This window comes from Thiocapsa roseopersicina, from assembly GCF_900106925.1.
In the GTDB taxonomy this organism is placed as follows: domain Bacteria; phylum Pseudomonadota; class Gammaproteobacteria; order Chromatiales; family Chromatiaceae; genus Thiocapsa; species Thiocapsa roseopersicina.
In genome coordinates this window covers 20,943-43,261 of sequence record NZ_FNNZ01000008.1, presented here as the reverse complement: position 1 = coordinate 43,261, position 22,319 = coordinate 20,943, and the positions used below count along the sequence as shown (strand labels likewise).

The window sequence follows — 22,319 nt, the reverse complement described above, 5'->3', positions numbered from 1 at the left end:
TGTCTTATTTGAGATCGAGGAACGGCCCGTTCAGCTAGGCTCGCGATTCCAGGCCCGGATCGCGTCCAGATAGTCGATCATGGCGTGATCCTCGACCGCGTCGAGACGGATGGCGCTGGCCGCTTCGACGGCGCCCCCCAGAGTGTCGAGGAAGCGGAACCACAAACCGATGTCGTCGTGTATGCGTTGGTGCGGACGAGTTCAGAACCCATGTGCGAAGCGACGCAGATCACGCAGCACGCGGTTTATGCAGATGGACCATGACCAGGAATGGGAGCTGAGCCAGGAAAAAAACGGCGTCCAGATAGCCAAAGGCGGGATAGAAACCCGCCCACAGCCAGAGGAAGAAGAGGACACCGGCCGAACGGGCCAGCACCGCCATGATGGCATTGAAGCGGTAGCGGTACGGCTGGTTGGCGCCGGGGATGTAGAAGACGGTCAGCAGCACCAGGATCAGAGCAGCGAAGGCGCTCCAGACCGGATCCAGGGTCTGACGCGCACCGATCAGGTCCAGCACCTTTTCCGGCCAGAAGATCGTCGGTATCGCGAGCACCAGATTGGCAAGGATGCCCGCCCAGAGGGTGCGTTTCAGCCAGAGCGCGTTACGGTCGGTGGGCGGCGCCTGGAGCGTTTTTTCCAGCGGCTCCTCGGCCGGGCGTTGACGCATCGTCAGCAGCAACAGCGGGAGCTGAATCAGGAAGAGGACGCCGTCATAGAAGACGAAGCCGGGATAGAGTCCAGGGTAAAGAACGAGAAAAAACAAGACTTCCAGCGGGCGGGCGAGCACGGCGAGCCAGGCGTTGAAGCGATACCGATAGGGTTGATTTGCTCCGGGGATGTAGAAAAAGGTCACCAGGAAGACCAACAGGGCGGCGAAGGCGGTCCAGACCGGGTCATGGGTGGCGCGCAACCCGAGCAGATCCAGCGTCCATTCGGGCGCAAAGATGAGCGGAAGGGCCAACACCCAGTTGCCGATGATGCCGAGCCAGAGCGCGCGACGGAACCACTTGGCGGGTGTCTTCATGTCGGGCCTCCATCGATCGAGCGGATGTGAATCGTCAGTCATGAATAGAATTAATCTCTTAAACCGCGTCGGCGCCGACGCTTGTGAGTTGCAGCAAGGTCGGGCCAAGGCACAAACGACACCGATCCTGCCGGACGCGGTTTAAAGCAACTTGAGATACTCGATCAGCGCCGACTTCTGCTCCGGCTCTAAGTCGGTCCCCCACAGATGGCCCTGATTGCTGTTGCCGATCACGCCTGTGTCATAGGGGCTGCCCAGACGCTCGGCGTCCGGTCCCTCGGAAACGAACCCCATGCGGACCGGGTCGTAGACATCCAGGCCCCGGTGAAAGACCCTGGTGCGCCGTTCGGGCGGCTCCAGCAATTCGCCCAGATAAGGCACCGAGCCGTTGTGCAGATAGGGTGCACGCAGCCAGAGCCCGTCCAGGGGTACGTTGACATAGCCGCCGGTGGAGCGGAAATGGCTGAAATCCCAGGGATAGTCGACGGCGTATGCGTTGTAGGCCGCGGCGGCCTCGGGCGTCCAGAGGTCGGCGCGATGCCGATCGGTAAAGGGCGGCAAGCCGCTGGCATCGGTCCCGGCGGCGGCCCACTCGGGATCGTCCAGGGTCAGCACCTGCCCGGTCTTCTCGCCGTCCATCGCATGACAGCGCGCGCAGTGCGCCTGATAGATCGGCTCACCGACGGCCGCCAGTTGGCGGTCAACCGGAAACCGGTCCCCGAACTTGGGCGCCGGAAGCGCCTTGAGCCAGGTCTCCAGCTCCTTGAGCTTCTCGACCGGCAGGACCTTGGGCAGCGTGCCGTCGCCGATGGCCGAGCTCAGGACGACCTCGGTCAGATCGGTGTTGAGCCCGTCCCAATGCAGGGCCATGCCATGCTCGACCCGCGGCGCCATGTTCCAGATCGACTGCATGTCCGAGTTGCCGGTGGTCTCGCCCGGATCGACCCCCAAGGCGCGGACCTTGACCGGATTGAAAGGATCGATGCGTCCACGGCCCCAGTCCGGCCGGCTCTCGGTCCAGGCAAACTGCTCCTCCTGTTGGAGGATCGCCTTGCGGGTGGCCGGGATCAGGAGATAGCGGTAGAGCAGCCGGTCGATGAGGGACATCTCGTAGACCTGCGCGATTTCCCCCAGAATGTTGTCCGCGTCGAAGCGCGGATCGGCGGCGCTTTTGAAGAGAAAGCGCTGATAGCCGAGCACATCCACCCGGTTGGGCGGGCCGCCGAGAAAGATGGTCGGGGCACCGGTTGGTGTCTCGCGCAGGGTGGCGGTGTGACAGAGCGCGCAATTGACCCCGACCCGTTCGAAACCGATGACCTTCTTCGAGAAGCCGACCGGCAGCTCATGCCCTTGCTCCCAGCCAAACCCGAGCGAGGCCCAACCACCGGGACCGGGCAGATACTCCGGAAACATCTTGGGCAGAACCAGCCAGATCCAGTAGGGAATGCCGTCCTGTTGCTCGGTGCCGATGGAGCCGTACTTGAAATATTCCTCCATCGAGTCATCGGCCAGTTCCTGCGCGGGCTCGCGGAACAGTTTCCACCAGACGAATCCGCCTCCAAGCGCCGCCACGATCAGCGCAACTGCGAGAACACGAACCAATTTGCCTTGTTTGGGATGCTTGTCCGACATCGTCATGCCCTCCGGCGCGCGGCCGCATCAAAAGGTTTTCAGGTATTCAACGATGGCGTCCTTGTCGTCCGACGGCAGATCGATGGCATAGCGATGCCCGTCGTTGCCGTTCCCGGGAAGCGCGGTGTCGTATAGGAAGAAGCGGCTGCCCCCCTCCTCGGCCACATCCGCGACGAACCCCACCCCTGTCTGATCGAAGACGTCGTAACCCCGATAGAAGCGTGCCGGGCGGTCTTTTGGATCGTCGAGCAGTGCGCGCAGGGTCGGAACGGAGCCGTTGTGCAGATAGGGCGCCCGCGCCCAGACGCCGTCCAGCGGATGGTTCGCATACCCCTGGGTCTTGCGGAAACGGGTGAAGCGGTACTTGGAATCCGGATAGAGACTGTACTGATTCGCCGCAAAATCGAAGGTGTAGGAATCCAGCCGATGTCGATCGGTTCCGATGTCCGCGATCGGCACGACGGTGCCGATGGACTTGCCGCTGCGCACGCCTTCCTTGAAGCGGTGGTCGGCGTGGCAATCCACGCAGTATTCCGCATAGAGTGGCTCGCCCCGCGCGGCCTTGGCCTGATCGATCGGGTAGGGGTAGGCAGGCGGCGGCAGGGTCCAGATCCAGTCGCGCACGCGTTGCAGGCGTGGATGGTCGATGGTGACCGGCGTCACGCCGGCGCCGAGCGAAGCGCTGAGATTGCGCTCGTCCACCGAGTCGTTGTTGCCGTCCCAATGCAGATACATCCCGTCCCTCGGCTGCTGATTCCACAATGACGGGAAGTCCGAGGCGGCGATCAGCTCGCTCAACGGCAGGCGGGCCAACGGCCAATTGAACTGGAGTCCCTTGTAGGGATTGAAGGTGTCCACCCGACCCGGCCCCCAGTCCGGCACCTCGTGCCCCATGATGCGTTCCAGCCGCTTGGACAGGATCAGGGTTTGCTCGCGGGTGCGCGGGATGACGAAGAAGCGGTAAAGAACGCGGTCGAACCAGTCCAGCTCGGCGCCATTGCGCGCCATGAGCTCCATCAGGTTGTCGGGGGTGAAACGTTCGTCCAGGGTGCAATCCAGCACGAAGCGGAAGAAGCCCTGAAGGTCCAGTTGGTGGGATGGCATTCCCAAGACGATCCGGCGCGGGGCGTCCGCAGTCGCGCGCACCGTGCCGGTGTGGCAGACGGCGCAATTGAGCCCGACCTGATCCACGCCGAGCCGATGGCGTTGCGAGATTCCGATCGGGAAGGGCCGTCCTTCCTCCGCCAGCAGACCCAGCGAGGCATAACCGCCCGGCAGCTTGTCCGGGCAGACGTTCGGCAGCACGGCGAAGATGGGCTCGGGCGGGAGCAGACCGCCAACGGCATCGAATACCGATCCGCCGGGCTCACTGCCGAGGGAGCCATACTTGAACTGATCCTGGATGTCGGCGTAGTCCCGTGGCCGATCCGCCGTGAAGCGCGCAGAGAGCCAGACGGCTACGCCGATCAGGATCAACAGCGACAGCAGCCACCTTAGCCGGCTCAACCCGCGTCGGAACGCCTTGGTCAGCGTCGCCGAATCACTTTTGTTGTCACGTATCCCGTCATGGCTCATGGCAAAGCCCCCGTGTGTCGCGAAATCCGACGAAACCGCACGCGGCAATCAGCCGGCGCGCGCATCGGCCAGGATGTCGTCGCTGGCCTTCTCGGCAATCATGTAAATGGCGGAGACGATGAAGAGACCCGGCGCGCGCGGGAAGACCGAGGCGTCCACCACCCGTAGGTTGCGGACGCCGCGAACCCGGAAGCGGCTGTCGAGCACTGCGTCGGGATCGTTCGCCGCACCGATCTTGCAGGTGCAGGAGGCGTGGTGGCCCCAGGCTTCGTCCCTGACAAACCGGCGGATCTGTTCCCTGGTCCGAATCTTGGGACCGGGTACCGTCTCCTCGGCCACCAAGCGCCTGACCCCATCCATCATGCGACGCACGAGTTGCACCCCCTCGACCACGGCCTCCAGATCCTCTCCCGAGGCATCGTTGCCCTCATCGAAGTAGTGGAAATCGATCGCCGGCATTGCCGTGGGATCCTTCGAGCGGATGGCGACGGTTCCGCTGTGGTTGTTGGTGTGCGCCTTGAGCACGGCCCAACTGAAATACTGGGTGGCCGCCCGGACCTCTCTGGAATAGCCGGGAAAATAGCCGCGAAAGTTGGTCACTAGGCCGAACAGGACCAGATCCGGCGGACCCTTCGCGGCCCGGGCCGCAGCGGATCGCCTGACGATCGAAACCACGGCCCCATTGGTGGTATAGGGGCCGCGGCCCTGCTGCCAGAAGCGAAACTGCGGATCGGGCTCCTCGCCCGGATCGGGTCCCTTCATGGTTGCGCCATTGAGCAGGGCGAAGGGGATTTTCATACGGTTGACAATGGTGACCTCGTAGCGATCCTGGAGATTGGCACCGACCCCGGGCAGATCGACCAGGACCTCAATGCCATGTCTCTGCAACAGGTCGGCGGGACCGATGCCGGAGAGTTGCAGCAGTTGCGGGGTATTGAAGGCTCCGCCGGAAAGGATGACCTCGCGTGTGGCGAAAACCTGCCTTGGTGCCGGTGTCCGAGCATCGCGTGGATTGGGATCGGCGGCGTAGAGATGCTCGCCGGGGAGATATTCGACACCGATGGCCTTGTTGTCCGCGTCGAACAGCACGCGGGTCGCCAACGCCCCGGTCAGAAGATGCAGCCGATCCGGGCAAACCCTTTGCACGGCCGTTATGCGCTCGCGGGTCCCGAGTCGACGGCCCTTGGTGATCGATAGGGGCGTGACACGCAAGCCGACCCGCTTGCCGCTGGCCATCGCCCAATCATTGGGGTCGAACAGCCCCGTGAGGCTGTGCCAGATCTGCGTGAGCCAGTTGGCGTTCGCGAACAACGCTTTCTTGGCGGACCTGACGATGAGCCGCAGCATGGGTCTGTCGTCGAGGATCATGAGTGGATCCGCCTTGTTGGTCTCCAGCCAGCCATCGAACCCGTGACGGCTGGGATTCCAGCGCAACAGTCGTTGCAGGATGCGCTGGATGGTGCGGTAGCGGCAGTTTTCCAGGCGCTGGAAGTAACGGCGCATCTTGCCGGCGCGCCAGGAGTCGTCGCCGGTGATGCGGGCGATCTCGTCCCAATCGCTGTTGTGCGGATAGAGCAGGATCATGGCGTGGTGGGCGGTACAGCCGCCCAAGGTGGCGGCCCTGGGGTAGAAGACTCCCTTGCGCTCGGGCGTGTATTTGGAATCGCGCCGCTGCTGGTCCTCATCCGCGTAGTGTCTGACGAAGAACTCCCAGGACATCTCCTTGTTCTCGGACGCCGCGGGATGAAAGGCCGGCACCTGATAGTCGTAGCTATCCGGCGACCCGCCGGCCTCCATCAGCAGCACCCGATAGCCGGCCTCGGCCAGATTGGCCGCGACCGGCCCACCACCCGCGCCGGACCCGACGACGATATAGTCATACGCAAGCGCTTCGTCCGGGGGCAGGCCGTTTTCGAGTTGATCGGACGCCATCGATCGATCTCCGTCGGACGGTTGACGCGGTCGCGGCCCGTTTCAGTCCGGGTTCAGAGTGTCTTCACGAACTCGATCAAGGCTTCCTTGTCGGTATCCGGAAGATCGCTCCCGAATGGATGCCCCCGGTCGACCTCGAAATCCGGGCAGGTGCTGAGGGCCATCAGGTCCGGGGCCAACGCCTTGAGGCGTTCGGTGGTCTGAGCCGGATCGAGATTTTCGCGGTCGATCTCCTGATAGGCACGCTTGGCGCTCTTGAGAAAACGCAGCATCCGCCATAGACCGACGCCCTCGTCCCCTAGGTCGACATTCAGATTGGAGATGAGATTGACCGGCGTGCCCTCGGGGATGGGACCAACCACGATGTTGCTCCCCTCGACCAAACCGCCGAGTCCGACCACCGACCGCAGCAGACTGGACAGCGGGTTGCCGTCCACCAGTGGCTGGGTGTACCAGGGCAGGGTCTGGGTCGCGGCCTTGAGGAAGCTGACCTCGGTGGTGCGGTTGATGATGCCCGGACGGGTCTCGGGCCACAGCAGCTTGCGAATGCCGTCGTCGAAGGCGGCCATGCGACCTTCGGTGCTCGGATCGCTGTTGAAGAGGCCGACCTCGTTGTTGTGCAGATAGGGCGCGGTGGACCAGATCGCGACCAACGATGGAACCCGTTGATAGCCACGTCCACCGGCCGGGGTTTCCCAGTTGAACTCGGCGTTGGTGATGGGATCCTTGAGCGCGACCTTGCCCATCGCCGGCAGATTCTTGTAGGTCTGCGAGGAGAAATCGCTCCAAACATGGCCCTCGATCGCATTGCTGGCCATGGAACTACAGATCTCGGTCTCCAGGGTCGTGACCGGGATGCGGGCGTCGGTGGACAGATAGTTGTCCCTGAGGAAATCGTCCGCCATCACCAGCTCGCGCATCTTGCCCTTGAAGTCGTCGGTCTCGGTCCAGTCCCAGTACTCCTGCCAGCACTCCAGATAGTTGCGCTCTCCGCAGTTGAGCTTCGGCGCGTCGTCCGGGAGCTTGCTGGAATGGCAGCGGGCGCAATTCTCGGCAAAGGCGATCTTGCCCCGGTCCATCACGGCGGGATCCGGGCTGATGTAGTCCGCGCCTCCGGGTGCATCCTTCAGAGGCATGGGGCCGCTGGCCGCGATCAGGTACTTGGCGAGATTGCCCGAGCGCTCCTGGGTTGCATTCCAATAGACCGAGTTTTCCTGCGCGACCTTGACCTCGATCGGGGTCTGGGGCCTGACGCCGATCACCGGGCGGATATGGCGAATCCATTCCTGATGGTATTCGCCGATATTGATATAGACGCGGGTCAGGGCGGCATCGATACCGACCGAGTCTGCGCCGTCCCAAAGGATGTGCGGGACACCGAAGGTCGGCCCGCGTTTCTGAACCTCGGGTAGATTCAGGGCGCCGCCGGCACTGGTTTCCCGATGCCAGAGCTCGGCCGCCTTGAGCCGCGCGGCCACATCGAAAATAGCGTTCATCGCCCGCGGGTTGTTGATGTAGTCCGTGGGGACGAGGGAGGTATCGACCGCGCCGGGCTTCTGGCTGTCGAGGATGTGCCAGACGACGTTGTCCTTCTCCACATTGACCCCGAAGACGCGACCGAACCAGAAATACTGGGCGCCGATGGTCGCGGAGAGATTCTCGAATCTGGGCGCCTCTGGATCCGCCGGCGGATGCAGCGGATGGTGGCTCACATGGCAGAAGGAGCAGGCCATGCCGACCCGATAGGGGCGTATCAGTTTGGGGTTCGAGTAATAGTCCGGATCGTTGTAGAACTTGTCCGCGTCCCAATGCGCGGCGGCCTTTTCATCGAAATTGGGATTGGGATAGAGGCGCAGCCCCAGAATGCCGGATGCCTTGCCATAGACCTGTTCGTCGAAGGGCTCGGGCGGCGCGGTGCGCTCGTCCAGGCAGAGTCCGAACTTGTCGGGCTTGGTGGCCTGAACGAAGCCGGGCTCGTTCATCAGGCCCAGATAAGCGAAGCGGTTGGTGCGACTGTAGTAGGCGGTGTAGTTCCCGCCCGGATACCGCGGCGTGTCGGCTTCGGATCCGGCATAGGGCGCCGCCGTGTCCGGGGACTCGGCGCCTGGAGCACAGGGATAGGATCCCGCTGCCTTGAGCAGATCGAAGGTGCCGAAGCTGTTGTTGGCCAGCCAGTCCCAGAAGGCTTCGTTGCCGCCGGTCCAGATCATCCAGGTGTTGCGCCCCTTGACCTGATCCGCGTCCAGTGCGATGCCGTTGTCCATTCCCTTGAAATAGTCCACCGCCGATTCCGGAAAGTCGGCGGTTGTCTTACCGGCCAGCTTCGCCTCGTCCTGCGCCGGGCGCGCGTTCCTTAGAGCGACAAAGACCGCGACGACAGCGACGGCGGCGATCGCAATGACGAGTGGGCGGCTGAGTATTTTCATGAGGTCTCTCCCATCCAGCGCCGGTGTGACGGCGGTAGCGAATGTCGATTGAGTCCGCGTGGTCCGGCTTGGTCCCGGATCAGATCATCAGGAGGATGAGCAGCAGAACCGCGACCAGGACCCAGAACATGCGTCGGTGTGCGCGCTCCAGATACTCATCGACCGGGCTCGAACGAACCACGTCGGTCAAGACGCGCGTGCCGGTCTTGGTTGTCGCCTGTTTCGTGCTCATCGCCGCGAACCTCCAACGGGTGAAAGGGTCAAGGGATCGGCGCCTACGTCTAGTGGAAGGGCTGCGGCGTGAAGACCGACATGACGTCCGCGATCATCTCCTCGTGGTTGGCGTAACGCCGCTCGTCGTAACAGCCAAAGGGATTCGCGGGCGCATTGAGCAGACAGCGATTGCAGAACGAGCAGGGGCGGTCCGGCAGATCCTGCCCCGAGGCGAGGATTCGAGGCAGATCGTTGTTCGCGACAAGCGGTCGTGCGATCGCCACCCCATCGAAATAGTTTTCCCGGATGCCCCGGCGAATCAGCGTGCCATCCTGGAAGCCTCCGGTGTTGATGACGGGGATCCCGACCCGCGCCTTGATCCGGCGGCAGCCATCCATGCTTACGCCCTCCAAGGGGTAATCTTTCTTGGTGCGATTCCACAGCCAGAGAAAAATCGGCCGCAGGGATTTGAAGTGAAACAGAAAATAATTCGGGAAATAGGCACGGACCCCGTTCGCGACCATGGCTCCATAGGCGCTGTTTGCCTCGTCGACGGGAAAGGCACCGGGCGGAACCAGCGGATGCGGGAAGATGCTGCCGGCGGATATATGCAGGCCGTCGACACCGTCTTCCTCGAGCCATTCGCAGACCTGGATGTAATCCGTGATGTCGTTGCCCTTCTTCTCCCAGGGGAAGAGGGCATTATTGAGATCGAAGGCGTTCATCTTGACCTGCAGGTGGAAATCAGTGCCCGCCTGCGCGCGCACGGCCTGAATCACCTCATGCAGAAAGCGGTAGCGGTTGCGTAACGAGCCGCCGTAGTCGTCCTTGCGGTCATTGATCGCCGAGCTGAGAAACTGTGTGAATAGATAGCCATGCGAGGCGTGCAGTTCGACGCCATCCAGTCCGGCCTCCCTGGCGCGTCTTGCGGCCTGGCCGAAGAGCTGAACGAGCTCTTTGATTTGATCCAGGGTGGCGGCCTCGCACAAGAGGCCATGAAAGGTGTCCATCCGAGAGGTGGACGACAACCCTTTATTGAACCGATTCTCGACCCCGCCGATGTCGCGCTGACGCCCGGAGTGACTGAGCTGGATGATGAACTTGCAGTCGTATTCGTGGACCTTTTCCCCGACCTTACGCCAGAACGGAATCTTGTCGTCGTGGTCGATCATCGCGTAATTGGGGAGGATGCGGCCGCGGATATGGACCGGGGCGAAGGATGAAATGATGGCTCCGACGCCGCCGCGAGCGAATTTCTCCTCCCAGTTGATTCGCGCGAGACTGCCGGATCCGTCGTAGTTATCCCAGCGACCGGAGATGCTGGATCGGAACAGACGATTCTTGACGGTCAGGTGGCGAAACGCGAGCGGCTGAAAGATGACATCGCTCTGCATAGGAGAATCTCCATTCGACACGGACAACGGGGTTAGGCGTTCGTCGCCTTGCCTTGAGCGACTTCCGGATGCAATGGACACTTGTGGTGGCGCGTTCATTTTCGGCTGCTCGAAGACGGCTCAACGGCACGGTAAATCACGGTTCCGTCGCGCAAGACCTCTTTTCGCACCTGTCCCGCCGCATCCATGAGGTCAAGCGCCTGTTGAACCTGCTCGGAGGCCTCGTCGAAGCGCTGGCGTAACAGCCACCAGCGTCGAATGCCCTCCGCACTATCCGCCGCGGATGGATGCTCCGACAGGTACCGAGCAATCTCTTCGGCGAGCCGATCAATTGCATCGTCTTGAGTTGCCATGTCGATCCGGAAGTATTCAAAGCGGCACAGTTAACTGTATCTCCGCAAAGGTCGCGCCAATTCAAAAACCGAGGATAATATGCTAATTAATAACGTTTTTTATTGTCTATGATGGGTGGCTGCGGGGAATAATCCCCATCGCTTCGATCAAGAAAAGCGACAAGGAGGGCGTTGCCGACAGCTATTGAGACCCTGGGATTTTTCCCGCGGCCCGGGGGAGAAACACCCCGTCGAAACGCTCGGGTCGATGGACGCAGCCTCATCGGATGGACGCTCGCTGAAGGCTTGACCGCGAGTAGCGGTCGCTTCAAGTGGGATACGCAGACGGGGATCGGGTCTGATTGACTTGAACCGGCGACCCGGGCGAGGAGTTATCGCCAGCCAACAGACGGAAGGTTAAGGGTTTTCGGTGCAGCCTAAAAAACTTTGGCGGGACAGTCCGTGCTTCTTGAGTAATTTGCCGAGATCGCTTCTGTCCTTTCCGGCAATTTGCGCCGCGAGTGTCATGTTCCCCGCGGTTGTGGCGAGGAGGCGCGACATGTAGATGCGTTCGAATTCGGCGACAGCAGATGCCTTCGCAACCTTATAGGTCTGTTGACCCGAATCCCGCGTGGCCGTAGGCGGATCGACATCGGCGGGACTGTCCTCGATCGACCCGATCTCGATGACGGAACCCGTTGCCAAAAGCCATTCACGGTAGACCAGATTCTCGAGCTCGCGAACGTTCCCGGGCCATGAATGGGCCTCCAGCCTACCCATAGATGCCCTGGAGAGAGTCTTGACGGGCGCATCGAATTCGCTGCTCAGGCGCCTTAAGAAGGCCGCCGTCAGTAGAGCGATATCTCCTGTTCGAACACGCAGCGCAGGAAGTTGGACGCTAAGCACGTTGAGCCGGAACAGCAGGTCAGAGCGAAATAGCCCCTGGGCGACCATCGCCTTCAAATCGGCGTTGCTTGACGCGAGTACCCGAACTTTCGCCTGTCGGACCAGAGTCCCGCCAACGGGACGATACTCCCGATTTTGGAGAAAGCGCAGAAGCCCGGCCTGGGCGCGTGGACTGATCGCCTCGATCTCGTCGAGGAAAAGTGTCCCGCCTTCAGCCTGCGCGATAAGCCCGATCCTGGCCTCTTTGGCATCCGTGAAGGCACCGCGGACGTGCCCGAAGAGCTCGCTTTCGACCAAGTTGTCCGGGAGCGTGGCGCAGTTGATCGGGATAAACGCGGCATCGCGGCGCGCGCTCAGATAATGGACTGCACGTGCGACCAATTCCTTGCCGGTGCCGGTTTCGCCCTCGATCAGAACCGTCGCGTCGCAGACGGCGAACTTAGCGACAGCGGCAAGTGCTGCAAGAAAAGCCGGCGACCGGCCAACCAAATTGAGCTGCGCGAAATCATCCATAGGCCAACCTCCAAGCGGCGGTTGAGGACCTCTTAAAATTGACGATCGGTGCAACACTTGCATTGTCACCGGAGCGCGCCCCGGTGCTTCCCGATAACTCTTGACTTAGCTGCTGGGTTACCTCAGAAGATAGCAGATCGGCCGGCGTTCGGTATGGATTAGAGCGCTCCCGAGATTTTCTCGACGCTCGCATACAACGCCATACCGACGCGGCATCAACCGCCTGCCGAATACCGGGATTGGGGGCGTTGGATCAACCCCCGGGCTTGGCGGTCGGGCGGCCATGTGTTGAACAGCCGTCTTCTGCCACGGATCAACCGGTGCTACGAAGACGCCGGGCTTGCGCCCGCTCGTGACCTGCTTCGGGAGGTCTGGAGCTCGCCCTTGTTGAACCTGGTCGCGGTCAGTCCGGCCATCGCTCGAGTGCCCGAGGACTGGCCGGACGATGCGGTCGCCGAGACCGACATTATCGTCGTGACCGATTTGGCGCTTGCCCCCGACAGCGATCCGCGCGGTCGCTGGCCGGAGGAGTCGCGCTGGCTGCGCGAGCGCTACCGCTCCGGCGCAACCCTCTGCTCGGTCTGTACCGGCTCCATCCTGCTGGCCGATGCCGGCCTGCTCGACGGTCAGTTTGGTCGCCCGGTTTTGCGGCGAGGCCGAGGCGGTGCGCCTGGCCAAGCTCTACTTGTTCGGCGATCGCAGCGAGGGCCAGATGCTCTACGCCGCCGGTGCGCGACCTCGGCGTCACGAGGATGCGGTCATTGCACGCTGCCAAGCCTGAATCGCCGAGCACTACAGCCTGGACAATCCGGTGGCCCGTCTGGTGGCCGAATCCGGCCTGGCCGAGCGCACCTTCAAGCGACGTTTCCATGCAGCGACCGGCTACTCGCCGGCCATGCTCATATTCCGATCTGCCCCGTCCGGGTATGGTTCCGTCGGGCACGGATATCGGGTCGAGCGCTTGTTGCAAATACGCGATCAGCGGCCTATAACTTGTAAATGCAACATTCGATCTGCGGCCGAAATACCATGGAGCTTGCTGCGAAACCCAACCCTGATCCGCGGGCTGTTCTCACGAAGGCCCTGTTGAACGCCGGCCGCACGCTGGGGTTGTCGCAGGAGGCGCTCGGCGACATCATCGGGCGCGACCGCAGCTCCATCGCCCGGGGTCTCGATCCCGACAGCAAGGCCGGGGAGCTGGCTTTGCTGTTGATCCGCTGTTATCGCAGCCTCTATTCCTTGGTCGGCGGCCGGCAGCAGGACATGCGCCACTGGATGCACACCGCAAATCGCGACATCGGCGGCATTCCGGCGGAGCAGGTGCGCTCGGTCGCCGGTCTTGTGCGCGTCGTCGAATATCTGGACGCGATGCGCGGCAACGCCTGAGTCGGACGATGGACCTCTGGTCGACGTGCCGCGAGACGATCCACATCGGTCCCCTCGGCGGCGATCTGTTGCGCATGGTCGAAAGCCAGCAACAGATCGCGACGACGTCGCTTGTCGACGATCTCGCCGAGCAGGCCCTGCTCGAGGAGTTGATCGAGCGCTCAAAGCCTCCGCTGCGACCCGGAACCGAGCGGCTCCACTATCTTCTCGCCACCCCGTTCCGTTATCCACCGCTCCGTCATGGCTCACGCTTCGGAACGCGCTTTGAGCCGAGTCTGCTCTACGGTGCGCTTGGGCTCCCGACCCTGCTGGCCGAGGTCGCCTATTATCGCTTCCTGTTCTGGACCGGTATGGAGGTTCCCCCGCCGTCGGGCCGGCTGCTGACTCAACACACCCAATTCCGTGCGCGTTGGCGAAGCGAGCGCGGTGTCCGCCTGCAGGCGCCGCCCTGTGCTGCCTACGAAACACAACTGCGTCACCCGAGCGACTACGGTGCCTGTCAACGTCTGGGGAGCGCACTGCGCGAGAGCGGTGTCGGTGCCTTCGAGTTCGTGTCCGCCCGCGACCCGGATCGCGGCATCAATGTCGCGCTGCTCGGGCCGGAGGCATTGACCAGCCGCGCCCCGCTCGGCGTCCGTGCCTGGCTGTGCGAGACCCGTCCCGATCGCATCGTCTTCGTGTCCGAGGACGAGCCGGAGCTGCATGTCTTTCCGGTCGATCTCTTCACGGTCGGCGGCGCGCTGCCGCTCCCGGCGGGTTGATGACGGTGCCTTCGCGTCGGGCGCAGGCGTTGGTGTGCAGACGCACGCCTTCGGCCTGAATCGCATCGCCCGGACGGCCCCATCTATCGTACAGTCCCTTGCCTTGGCGTCGATTGCTCGAGATTCCGCCGATGAGAGACACCAAAGGCCCCGTACGATGAACCGTGCCGAACGCATCTACAAACTGCACGCGCTCCTTCAAGAAAAGCCCTGCTCCTTGGCGCAGATGCAACAAAGCCTCGAAGTGTCGCGCGCGACCGTGGTCCGGGACCTCGGTTACATGAAGGATTTCATGGGCGCGCCGATCGAATACGACCGCCCCTCCAATGGATATCGCTACCAGGCCACCTCGCCGAAATTCGAGCTTCCCGGGTTCTGGCTGAACGAAAGCGAGCTTTATGCCTTGTTGGCAAGTGCGCGCCTGTTCGAGCTGGTGCAACCGGGACTGCTTGCTCCCTATGTCGGTCCGCTGCGGGCTCGTATCCGAAGCCTCTTGGGCCAGAGCGGGCACAGTGTGACCACTGTCGACGAGCGGATCCTGCTGCAGCCCTTCGCCACCCGCACGACGCACCCGGAACGTTTCGGCACCGTCGCAAGCGCTGTGCTCGAAGGGCACCAACTCGTCATTCAGTACCATGGCCGCGAGCGCGACCGTCTCAGTGACCGAAGGGTCCATCCCCAGCGCCTGCTGCGCTATCGCGACAACTGGTACCTCGCCGCCCGCTGCGACCAAGCGGCCGCGCTCCGTATCTTCTCGCTGGATCGGATCCGTCGCGCCAAGCGCCTGACCGATCCGGCGTGCGGTACCGACCCGAAGGAACTGGATCGCTTCCTCGGTGCGAGCTTCGGTATCTTCTCCGGCAGTGCGAGCGCTTGGGCCGTCCTGCGCTTCGCCCCCGATGCCTCCCGCTGGGTGGCCGACGAGGCATGGCATCCGGATCAGATCGGCCAATGGGTTAAGGATCGCTACGAGCTGCAGATCCCCTATTCGGATCCCCGCGAGCTGCTGATGGACATCTTGAAGTACGGCCCGGAGGTAGAGGTGATTGCCCCGCCCGAGCTGCGGACGATGGTGGCGGAACGCCTTGTCGATGCAGCGAAGCTGTATGCAGGCACTCAAGCTCCTTCCTGAGCGGGCGAATGCGTTTTTTCGGATTTGAGGGGATCGTTAAAACCCCAACCAATAGCCTCCACATACTTGAAATTTTTTGGCGGGCGGTCTAAGCTTGTAAAAGTCAACAACCTTGGGGATCCCCACCTTGTCTACGGAAACGATCGTAACGTCCCGCGTAACATCTCGCCGTCGGCGTTTTTCCCACACGGTCGTGGGCTCGCTGGGTCAGGCGACGACCCGAATCCTTTGCTCGGAGGAAGAGTTGCGGACAGAAGCTGAGGTGTCCAGGGCGGTCCAGCCCATGAAGCATTCCAGCATCTCGTGGTTGTGGCAGTTCATAACGTCGATTGTCTCCGCGGTCGTTCTGCGGGCAACGTCGATGTTGTCGCGAGGGAGTCTTTGATGCCTGCAGCGTTGAGCACTGGAGCCTCTTAGTCGGTGTTTCGCTACTGAATCGGTTGATTCTTCTTTGATGCCGCAAGGCGATTCTTAAGGCTCCCGCTCTGCTAGTAGAGAACACGGCCAATATTTCGGCACAGGCTCAATCTCTGAGTCACCGTCCGTGTTAAAAATCAGGACATCGACATGGATCAGGACGTCTGCAATGTCCCCCGAGAGTTCCAATCCCACCTCACTTGTTGGCGCGTGCAGGCCGCATGACCAACCGCGCCTGTGGTCTCGCAGCAGGGCGCTTCGACCTCCTGCGGTCGTCCCAACACACAGTAAGTTGCCATCTGGCCACCCATAACAACACCGCCCAAGCCCACTACTCACGGAGGATTCCCCGATGCCGCAAGGCGTCCTGCAACCTAACAGGCACATCATCGAAGCAGCCTTTGCCATTCGCGGCGACAGCATCCCCGTCGATCACGGTTACGCCCTCTACGCTGCGCTGTCGCGCCAGCCGATCGCCGGCCCTTGGCTTCACGAGGCCGGGGATGTCGCCATCCATTCGATCCGCGGCCTCTTCGTCGGCAACAGCCTGCTGAAGCTCGGCGACAAGAGCCGTTTGCGCCTGCGCCTTCCTGCGGCGGCGCTACCTCAAATCCTCCCGCTGGCCGGCAAGGTCCTGGACATCGACGGACATCAGCTGCGCATCGGCATCCCCCAAACGACCCTGTTGCATCCCGCAGCTGCGCTCTACGCCCATGCTGTCACCACCCGAAATGGCCAGGACGAGGATCGCTTCGATGCCGAGATCCGGCATCAGCTCGACGGCCTCCGCATCCGCGGGAAGGCGACGCGCGGCAAGCGCCGTGTGCTGCGGATCAGGGACAAGATCGTTGTCGCCCACTCCATGCTTGTCACGGAATTGACCGCCCAAGAATCGATCGACCTTCAGGAGGCGGGGCTCGGCGGGCGGCGCAAGATGGGGTGCGGGGTGTTCAACCCGTGGCGAGGGTGATCAACGATGCTTTACGCAAAACGGAAGCGCCCCGACGATTCGGATCCTAAAGGGCTCGAAGAGCACTCTTGGGACGTCCTGCGAGCGGCCACCACGATATTCGGCGATGGCGATACACCAACCCGGGTTGCCGTGGCCTGGTTGCGCTTCTTTCGCCTGGATACCGAGCGTTGGAGGATGTTCCGCCTCAATCTTGCCGCCTGTGCTCTGTTGCACGACATCGGCAAGGCAAACGACGGATTCCAGCTGGCAATGACACGCGGCGGCGATCATCAACTGCTGCGCCACGAGCATCTGAGTGCCTTAATCCTGGCGTTGCCGACGCTGCGGGCATGGCTTGCGGCCAATGTACTGCTGATGCCCGAGCTGGTCATCAGCGCCATCGCCTGTCATCACCTCAAGGCCAGCAAACAACCGCCGAGCCGCGCCGGATATCCGGCGTTCGCTGAGCCGTATTCCGGCAATGACCGGAACATCCTGGTGATTCAGGAGCCCGAGGCCCTGCACGGATTTCTGGATGGCGTTGCGCGCTATCTCGATCTGCCGCCGCCGCCCGAGGTGCCCATCCTATGGACTATGGATGGCTCACGGGGTCAGGCTCTGAATCAGGCGAAACGCCAGGTGGAGCAGCTGTTTCGTCCGATGCAACGGTTTCAGCCCGACAACCTGCTGCCGGCACTCAAGGCCGCACTGGTCGTGGCCGATGCAGCCGGCTCGGGTTTGGCCCGCGAACATCGGGACATCAAGATCTGGATCTCGGCAACCTTCGAGGGCGCACCGGCACTGACGGGTGCCGACATCGAAGAGCATGTGCTCGGCAAGCGTATTGCCGAGATCGAGGCGCGCAGACGAATTAAGGAGCCCGGATACGTCTTCCGGTATCACGACTTCCAGGACGGAGCGGCCCTGCTCCCGGCCCGTGCACTTCTGATCGCCCCCTGCGGTCTCGGCAAGACTCTCGCCGCCTGGCGTTGGATCGGTTCGCGGCTGGACGCACAGCCGGCGAGCCGCGTTCTGTTTCTTTATCCGACGCGTGCCACGGCGACCGAGGGTTTCAAGGATTACGTCTCCCATGCGCCTGAGACGGACGCAACCCTGTTGAGCGCCACGGCCGCCTATGAGCTCAAGGATATGTTCGCCAACCCCGACGACCCGCGCGGTGAGCGCTGCTACGAGACCGATGCGCGCCTCTTTGCCGTCGGCGTCTGGCAGAAGCGACTCTTCAGTGCCACGGTGGACCAATTCCTCGGGTTTATGCAGCAGGTCTATCGCAGCACCTGCCTGCTGCCGGTGCTGGCCGACAGCATCATCGTTGTCGATGAGGTACACAGTTTCGATTCCGGTCTGTTCTCGACGCTGACACGATTCATGGACGCCTTCGACGTGCCGGTCCTGTGCATGACTGCCAGCCTACCGGCAGGACGCCGCGAGCAACTGCAACGGCGCGGATTTGCCGTCTATCCGCATGATCTCGCCGCCTTCCGCGACCTCAAGGAGCGCGCGCGAGCATCGCGCTACCGGGTGCGTACGATTGCCGATCATGCCGAGGCGCAACAAATCGCCGAGCACGCGCTGAAGCGGGACCTGCGCGTGCTCTGGGTGGTGAATACGGTCGATCGCTGTCAATCCATCGCCGAGCGTCTGTCCCGCTGGTGCCCGCTCTGCTACCACAGCCGTTTCAAGCTGGAAGATCGCAATCGGCGCCATCGGGAGGTCATCGATCGCTTCGCCGGAGCGGAAGGCGCCCTGCTCGCCGTCACCACGCAGGTCTGCGAAATGAGTCTGGACCTGGACGCGGACGTGCTGATCAGCGAGTACGCATCGATTCCCGCTCTGATTCAACGCATGGGCCGCTGCAATCGGCATGAAGCCCCCGGCCGCCCACTCGGCGACGTCTACCTGTATCGCCCCGAGTCACTGAGTCCCTACAGCGAGCAGGAGCTGTCCGGGACGGAGGCGTTCATTGCCGACCTGATGTCAGCCGAGACGGTGAGCCAGACCGACCTGGAAGAGCGCCTTGAGCATTACAGCCGGCTTGCGCAGAAGGAGCCGGAGCGACTGACTGCATTCCTCGACGACGGGCCGTGGGCTCGGGGCGGCGAGCAGGACTTGCGCGACGGCGACGACTATACGGTCGCCGCCATCCTCGATCAGGACCTCCCGCGATGGGCGCCGGGATGTGAGGGTCTCGTGGTTCCTGTACCTCGCAAGCTGGGTCGAAGCGACCCTCGTCTTCCACGTCATCTGCATGTGGCGCCGGCAAGTCACTACTGCGAGCGTTTCGGATTTTGCAAGCACCCGTTGAATCAACCGCAAGGAGCCGATGCATGACCGCCGAACTCGCCACGAAGGCCGACTCCCTGGTGCTCGACTACGACCTGTTGGATCTACCGACCGCACAGCATAAAGCCGGATTGGCCGGGCTGCTCCTCCATCTGCGGAGCCTGGAGCAACGCGGGATCGCAGGCGCTCCGAGCGTGGAGCGGCTCGACCGGTTCGGGACATCCGTTCGCTTCAGCCGCGCTAGCCTGCAGCTGCTGTTCGACGATCTTTACGCCGCCAAACGAGAGCAGATCCTGTCCCGCAGCAAATACGCGAACAAGCCGCCTTTGGGAGAGACCTTCGTCGAGGTGAAGCGCGGGGGAAAGGTCCTGCAGGAAAAGCGTTACGTCTACGAGGACGAGCGCCCGGGTGGCCGCGTGCTCGCGTTCTGGCTCTCGAAAGGCCCTGATGATCCGTGGCTTAGGCTGTGGCAGAACATGCTTTGGGGGATCCTGCGCGCACAGCCCACGACTCGAGGGGAATACAAGAACCGCGCCGATGAGAAGCCCGTCAGCTTCGTCGGCAAACTCTGGCTGTCATTGAAGAAGGCACAGAAGCAGCGTGCCAAAGGGGCCTTGGTTACCGAATCCATTGCCGGTTCGCTCTTCATCGGCGCCCAGGACAAAAATGCCGAGCGGGTGAGCTTTCTCGGCCGTATCGAGCACAACTTGCTGCTGCATTTCTGGCAATGGGCGGCCCCGATCTTCGTTCCCAGGTCCGTCGATGCGCGTACCGGCAACTGGGAGTATCGCGGCTTCCTCGTCGTGATCCCCGAGGTTGCAGATCTGGTCGAGATCCGCGAAGACATGGAGCGTTATTGGCGTCGTTTGGAACCCGAGGCCAGCGGTTATCGCCCGACACAGGCGTTGGTGGACCTCCCCGCGGAAGGTGGTTTGGAGTTCCTATACCACCTGACTCGCGACAAGCTCGAACGTGCCGATATGCTCTATGGCGTCCACGGTGTCGAGCTTTACCACCAGGAAAAGCAGGGCAACAACGTCCGCCAGCATATCGCCGAGCGCATGCGCGTCGACCAGGGGTTGTTGCGCGCCTATGTCAACGCCCGCGACCGTCGCGCGCATCCTTTGTTCAAGCGCCTACTCATCGGAAATTTGGTCCGAGGCGAGCCCTGGTTCGAGGGCGCGCAAGATCTCTTCGACCGATACCCGATTGGGTTCTTCATCCAGCGCCCGGACTCGCCGCGCACGCGCTTCTTCGGGAGCGACGTGCATAAGCGCTTTGAGCAAATCATCCAAGACCTCGAGCACACGGAGAAACTCATGCAACCCACAGGCGATGACGAGGCCCTGCAGCGTTTGATCTACAAGCTGATCCGCAACTATGTCGATCTTCGCACCCGTGATAGAGCCTCGATCGGTGACAAAAAATTCAGCGATCTGTCCGAGGCCGACAAACAGAAGTACCGGGACGTCAAGCCGAAGGTCGCGACCGGCGCCTTCTTGGCCCTTCGTGGCCGCCGCGATCAGGATATCGCCGAGTATTTCACGGGTACCCTCTGCTCCGTCGGTCACTATCTGTCCGAAGACGATTTTCTGTTGATCGGAAACCTGCTGATGCACAACCCGGAGAAGGCCAAGAATCTGGCCATGCTGGCGCTGTCGGCGCACTCCTGGACGCCCCGTGCAAAGGACGAGCAGACCGATAGCGCACAAGCCCCCGCCAACTGACCAACAAGGAGTCGCAGAGATGAACCTATTTGCCACCGTTCTGACCTATACCGCCCCCAGCGCGAATTACCGTGGAGAGTCCGCCGAGAACCGCGCCGTGATCCAGAAGATCACGAAGGATCGCTTCGAGCACGCAATCATCAGCCCAGAAGCCATCCGGAACGCCATCCGCGAGAGCCTGCGCCACCTCGGCTTGCCGAGTAATCGGGAGCGTCTCGGCGACGAAGACCAGTTGTCCGTCAAATTCGCCGACTACCCGGATCACGATCGCTATGCCGACGATTTCTTCATGGGCTGGCTGGTGGCTGCCGGGGGCAAAGACCGCAAGCGGATCCTGGAGGAGTTGGCGAAGGCCGGTCGCGATCCGGCCCGCTTTCAGTTCAGGAGAGACTCGATCTTGCGGATGAACATGGCCGTTTCACTGGAACCCTATCGGCACGATTCCGTGTTCACGCAATCGCCCGCCCAGGTCGACAGCCCTTGGAAGAACGCCGACAGCAGCCAATTGCTCCATCGCGAGACTGCCTATACCGCATTTCAATACCCCTTCGCTCTCAACCTCGAGGACTGCCGCGGCAAGGGAGACTGGACCCGTGTCCTGCTCAGGGCGATCGGCGAGCTCAACGACGTCGCCGGGAATCACGCCCGCAGTTACTTCGAAATGGCACCGGCCTCGATCGTCGTGCGGTTGACTCAGCAACTGGTCGCCGGGTACGACACCTACGGGTTCCGGATCTCGGAGGGCCGGCATCAACTGCCCGAGATCGTCGAAGGCATCCGTCACCGGGATTACCCGGGTGCAGAATTCTTCTTGGGAGGCCAATTGGTCAAGGAGATGGACGAGGCGACCGCCGCGGACCTGTCCGACAAAGGCGTGACACTCGATCGCAATCCCCAGCGTCTGTTGATGACCGTAGCGGACCGCGCCGGCTTTCACGCGACGGCACAGTGAGGACGCCATGCTTTGGCTCTATGTTCAAGCGCCCTTCGCGGCCTTTCGCCACTTCACGGCGGGGAGCTTCCGTCCCACCGCGCCGTTCATAACACCCTCCGCGGCCTATGGGCTGTTGCTCAACGTGGCCGGCATCGAGATGAGGCTAGAGGATGACCGATCCCCGACGACGCTGATCGCGAAGGATCTGCCGAACGTCGAGATCGCACTCGGCGCGATCGTGGTGCCCGAACGGCACAGCCTCTACCAACAGCTCCACAATTATCCGGTGGGCAATACGGGAGCGGACCACGCACCCGCCTGCAAAGGGTCGAAGTACAACATCGCCCCGGCACGACGCGCCTTCCTCTCGAATCTGCGGGCCTGCATCGGCGTACGCGGCAATGAGAATCTGGCTGACCAAGTCCGGCGGGGTCTGGCGGGCCAGGGGCCGCGAGTCTACGGACTCCCGTTTTTGGGCGACAACAACTTCCTGCCGGATCGCATCGACATCTTGGAGTCTCCGCGTGCCGCTCGCTGGCTGGTGCCGTTGAGAGAGGACGAGGTCCTGGAACCGGACGAGGAGCCCATGCGTCTGACAGTCACCATCGACCGTGCCGACATGTCCAGAACCATCAGCCGGCTTTACAGGATGGGTGCCGCCGAGACGGCCGCTGTTCCGGATACGGCGTGGACCGCACTGGCATACGATTGAGTTGATCTCAGCGGATCGGAGCGCTCGAGAAAGCACGCCTGGGTTTGTTC

The 22,319-nt window shown here is 62.3% G+C and carries 19 protein-coding genes; 10 read left to right on the top strand and 9 right to left on the bottom strand.

All coding sequences use genetic code 11. The features are described 5' to 3' along the window. Positions 1-30 precede the first annotated feature (30 nt). The 8 genes from BLV04_RS25880 to BLV04_RS10130 form a co-directional block, all read right to left on the bottom strand. Positions 31-165, bottom strand: a complete 135-nt coding sequence (locus tag BLV04_RS25880; protein WP_281241831.1) for a hypothetical protein — start codon at positions 163-165, stop codon at positions 31-33. A 64-nt stretch (positions 166-229) separates the two neighbouring features. Next, a complete protein-coding gene (locus BLV04_RS10155; protein WP_093030955.1) occupies positions 230-1,024 on the bottom strand; it encodes a hypothetical protein in 795 nt (264 codons plus the stop codon). A 141-nt stretch (positions 1,025-1,165) separates the two neighbouring features. Continuing rightward, complete coding sequence (locus BLV04_RS10150) at positions 1,166-2,656, bottom strand: c-type cytochrome (RefSeq protein WP_093030952.1); 1,491 nt, start codon at positions 2,654-2,656, stop codon at positions 1,166-1,168. 27 nt (positions 2,657-2,683) lie between these two features. Next, on the bottom strand, positions 2,684-4,162 hold the full coding sequence (locus BLV04_RS10145) for a c-type cytochrome (RefSeq protein WP_245731834.1): 1,479 nt from the start codon (positions 4,160-4,162) through the stop codon (positions 2,684-2,686). A gap of 117 nt (positions 4,163-4,279) precedes the next feature. Beyond that, positions 4,280-6,163: a GMC family oxidoreductase gene (locus BLV04_RS10140; protein ID WP_093030948.1), complete on the bottom strand. Its 1,884-nt coding sequence runs from the start codon at positions 6,161-6,163 to the stop codon at positions 4,280-4,282. Positions 6,164-6,216: 53 nt separating this feature from the next. Then, entirely contained in the window at positions 6,217-8,589 is a 2,373-nt protein-coding gene (locus BLV04_RS10135; RefSeq protein WP_093030945.1) for a hypothetical protein, read from the bottom strand. Between the two features lie 79 nt (positions 8,590-8,668). Beyond that, positions 8,669-8,821 carry a hypothetical protein gene (locus tag BLV04_RS24910; protein ID WP_175534578.1) on the bottom strand — a complete coding sequence of 51 codons (153 nt, stop codon included), beginning with the start codon at positions 8,819-8,821 and terminating at the stop codon, positions 8,669-8,671. 49 nt (positions 8,822-8,870) lie between these two features. Further along, positions 8,871-10,196 carry an NADH:flavin oxidoreductase gene (locus tag BLV04_RS10130; RefSeq protein WP_093030941.1) on the bottom strand — a complete coding sequence of 442 codons (1,326 nt, stop codon included), beginning with the start codon at positions 10,194-10,196 and terminating at the stop codon, positions 8,871-8,873. A 68-nt stretch (positions 10,197-10,264) separates the two neighbouring features. On the opposite strand from BLV04_RS10130, the gene BLV04_RS24905 reads away from it, so the two are divergent. Next, complete coding sequence (locus BLV04_RS24905) at positions 10,265-10,438, top strand: hypothetical protein (protein ID WP_175534577.1); 174 nt, start codon at positions 10,265-10,267, stop codon at positions 10,436-10,438. 507 nt (positions 10,439-10,945) lie between these two features. On the opposite strand, the gene BLV04_RS10120 is transcribed toward BLV04_RS24905, so the two are convergent. Further along, positions 10,946-11,947, bottom strand: a complete 1,002-nt coding sequence (locus BLV04_RS10120; protein ID WP_093030933.1) for a sigma 54-interacting transcriptional regulator — start codon at positions 11,945-11,947, stop codon at positions 10,946-10,948. A 631-nt stretch (positions 11,948-12,578) separates the two neighbouring features. Between BLV04_RS10120 and BLV04_RS24900 the strand changes: the two genes are divergently transcribed. The 9 genes from BLV04_RS24900 to cas5 all read left to right on the top strand — a co-directional run bounded on the left by BLV04_RS24900 (position 12,579) and on the right by cas5 (position 22,269). Then, positions 12,579-12,728, top strand: coding sequence for a hypothetical protein (locus tag BLV04_RS24900; RefSeq protein ID WP_175534576.1), 150 nt, complete (start codon positions 12,579-12,581; stop codon positions 12,726-12,728). 248 nt (positions 12,729-12,976) lie between these two features. Beyond that, positions 12,977-13,333, top strand: a complete 357-nt coding sequence (locus BLV04_RS10115; protein WP_093031316.1) for an MbcA/ParS/Xre antitoxin family protein — start codon at positions 12,977-12,979, stop codon at positions 13,331-13,333. 8 nt (positions 13,334-13,341) lie between these two features. Continuing rightward, on the top strand, positions 13,342-14,094 hold the full coding sequence (locus BLV04_RS10110) for an RES family NAD+ phosphorylase (protein WP_093030931.1): 753 nt from the start codon (positions 13,342-13,344) through the stop codon (positions 14,092-14,094). A 157-nt stretch (positions 14,095-14,251) separates the two neighbouring features. Beyond that, complete coding sequence (locus BLV04_RS10105; protein ID WP_093030928.1) at positions 14,252-15,226, top strand: helix-turn-helix transcriptional regulator; 975 nt, start codon at positions 14,252-14,254, stop codon at positions 15,224-15,226. A gap of 769 nt (positions 15,227-15,995) precedes the next feature. Beyond that, positions 15,996-16,613, top strand: a complete 618-nt coding sequence (cas6, locus tag BLV04_RS10100; protein WP_093030925.1) for a type I-MYXAN CRISPR-associated protein Cas6/Cmx6 — start codon at positions 15,996-15,998, stop codon at positions 16,611-16,613. Between the two features lie 6 nt (positions 16,614-16,619). Beyond that, on the top strand, positions 16,620-18,944 hold the full coding sequence (locus BLV04_RS10095) for a CRISPR-associated helicase/endonuclease Cas3 (protein ID WP_093030922.1): 2,325 nt from the start codon (positions 16,620-16,622) through the stop codon (positions 18,942-18,944). After that, positions 18,941-20,623, top strand: a complete 1,683-nt coding sequence (cmx8, locus tag BLV04_RS10090) for a type I-MYXAN CRISPR-associated protein Cmx8 (RefSeq protein WP_093030919.1) — start codon at positions 18,941-18,943, stop codon at positions 20,621-20,623. The genes BLV04_RS10095 and cmx8 overlap by 4 nt, the downstream gene beginning before the upstream one ends. A 19-nt stretch (positions 20,624-20,642) precedes the next feature. Next, on the top strand, positions 20,643-21,575 hold the full coding sequence (locus BLV04_RS10085; protein WP_093030916.1) for a type I-B CRISPR-associated protein Cas7/Cst2/DevR: 933 nt from the start codon (positions 20,643-20,645) through the stop codon (positions 21,573-21,575). A 7-nt stretch (positions 21,576-21,582) separates the two neighbouring features. Then, the gene (cas5, locus tag BLV04_RS10080) at positions 21,583-22,269 is read left to right on the top strand and encodes a type I-MYXAN CRISPR-associated protein Cas5/Cmx5/DevS (protein WP_093030913.1); all 687 of its coding nucleotides are present in this window, start codon (positions 21,583-21,585) and stop codon (positions 22,267-22,269) included. Positions 22,270-22,319: the final 50 nt, after the last annotated feature.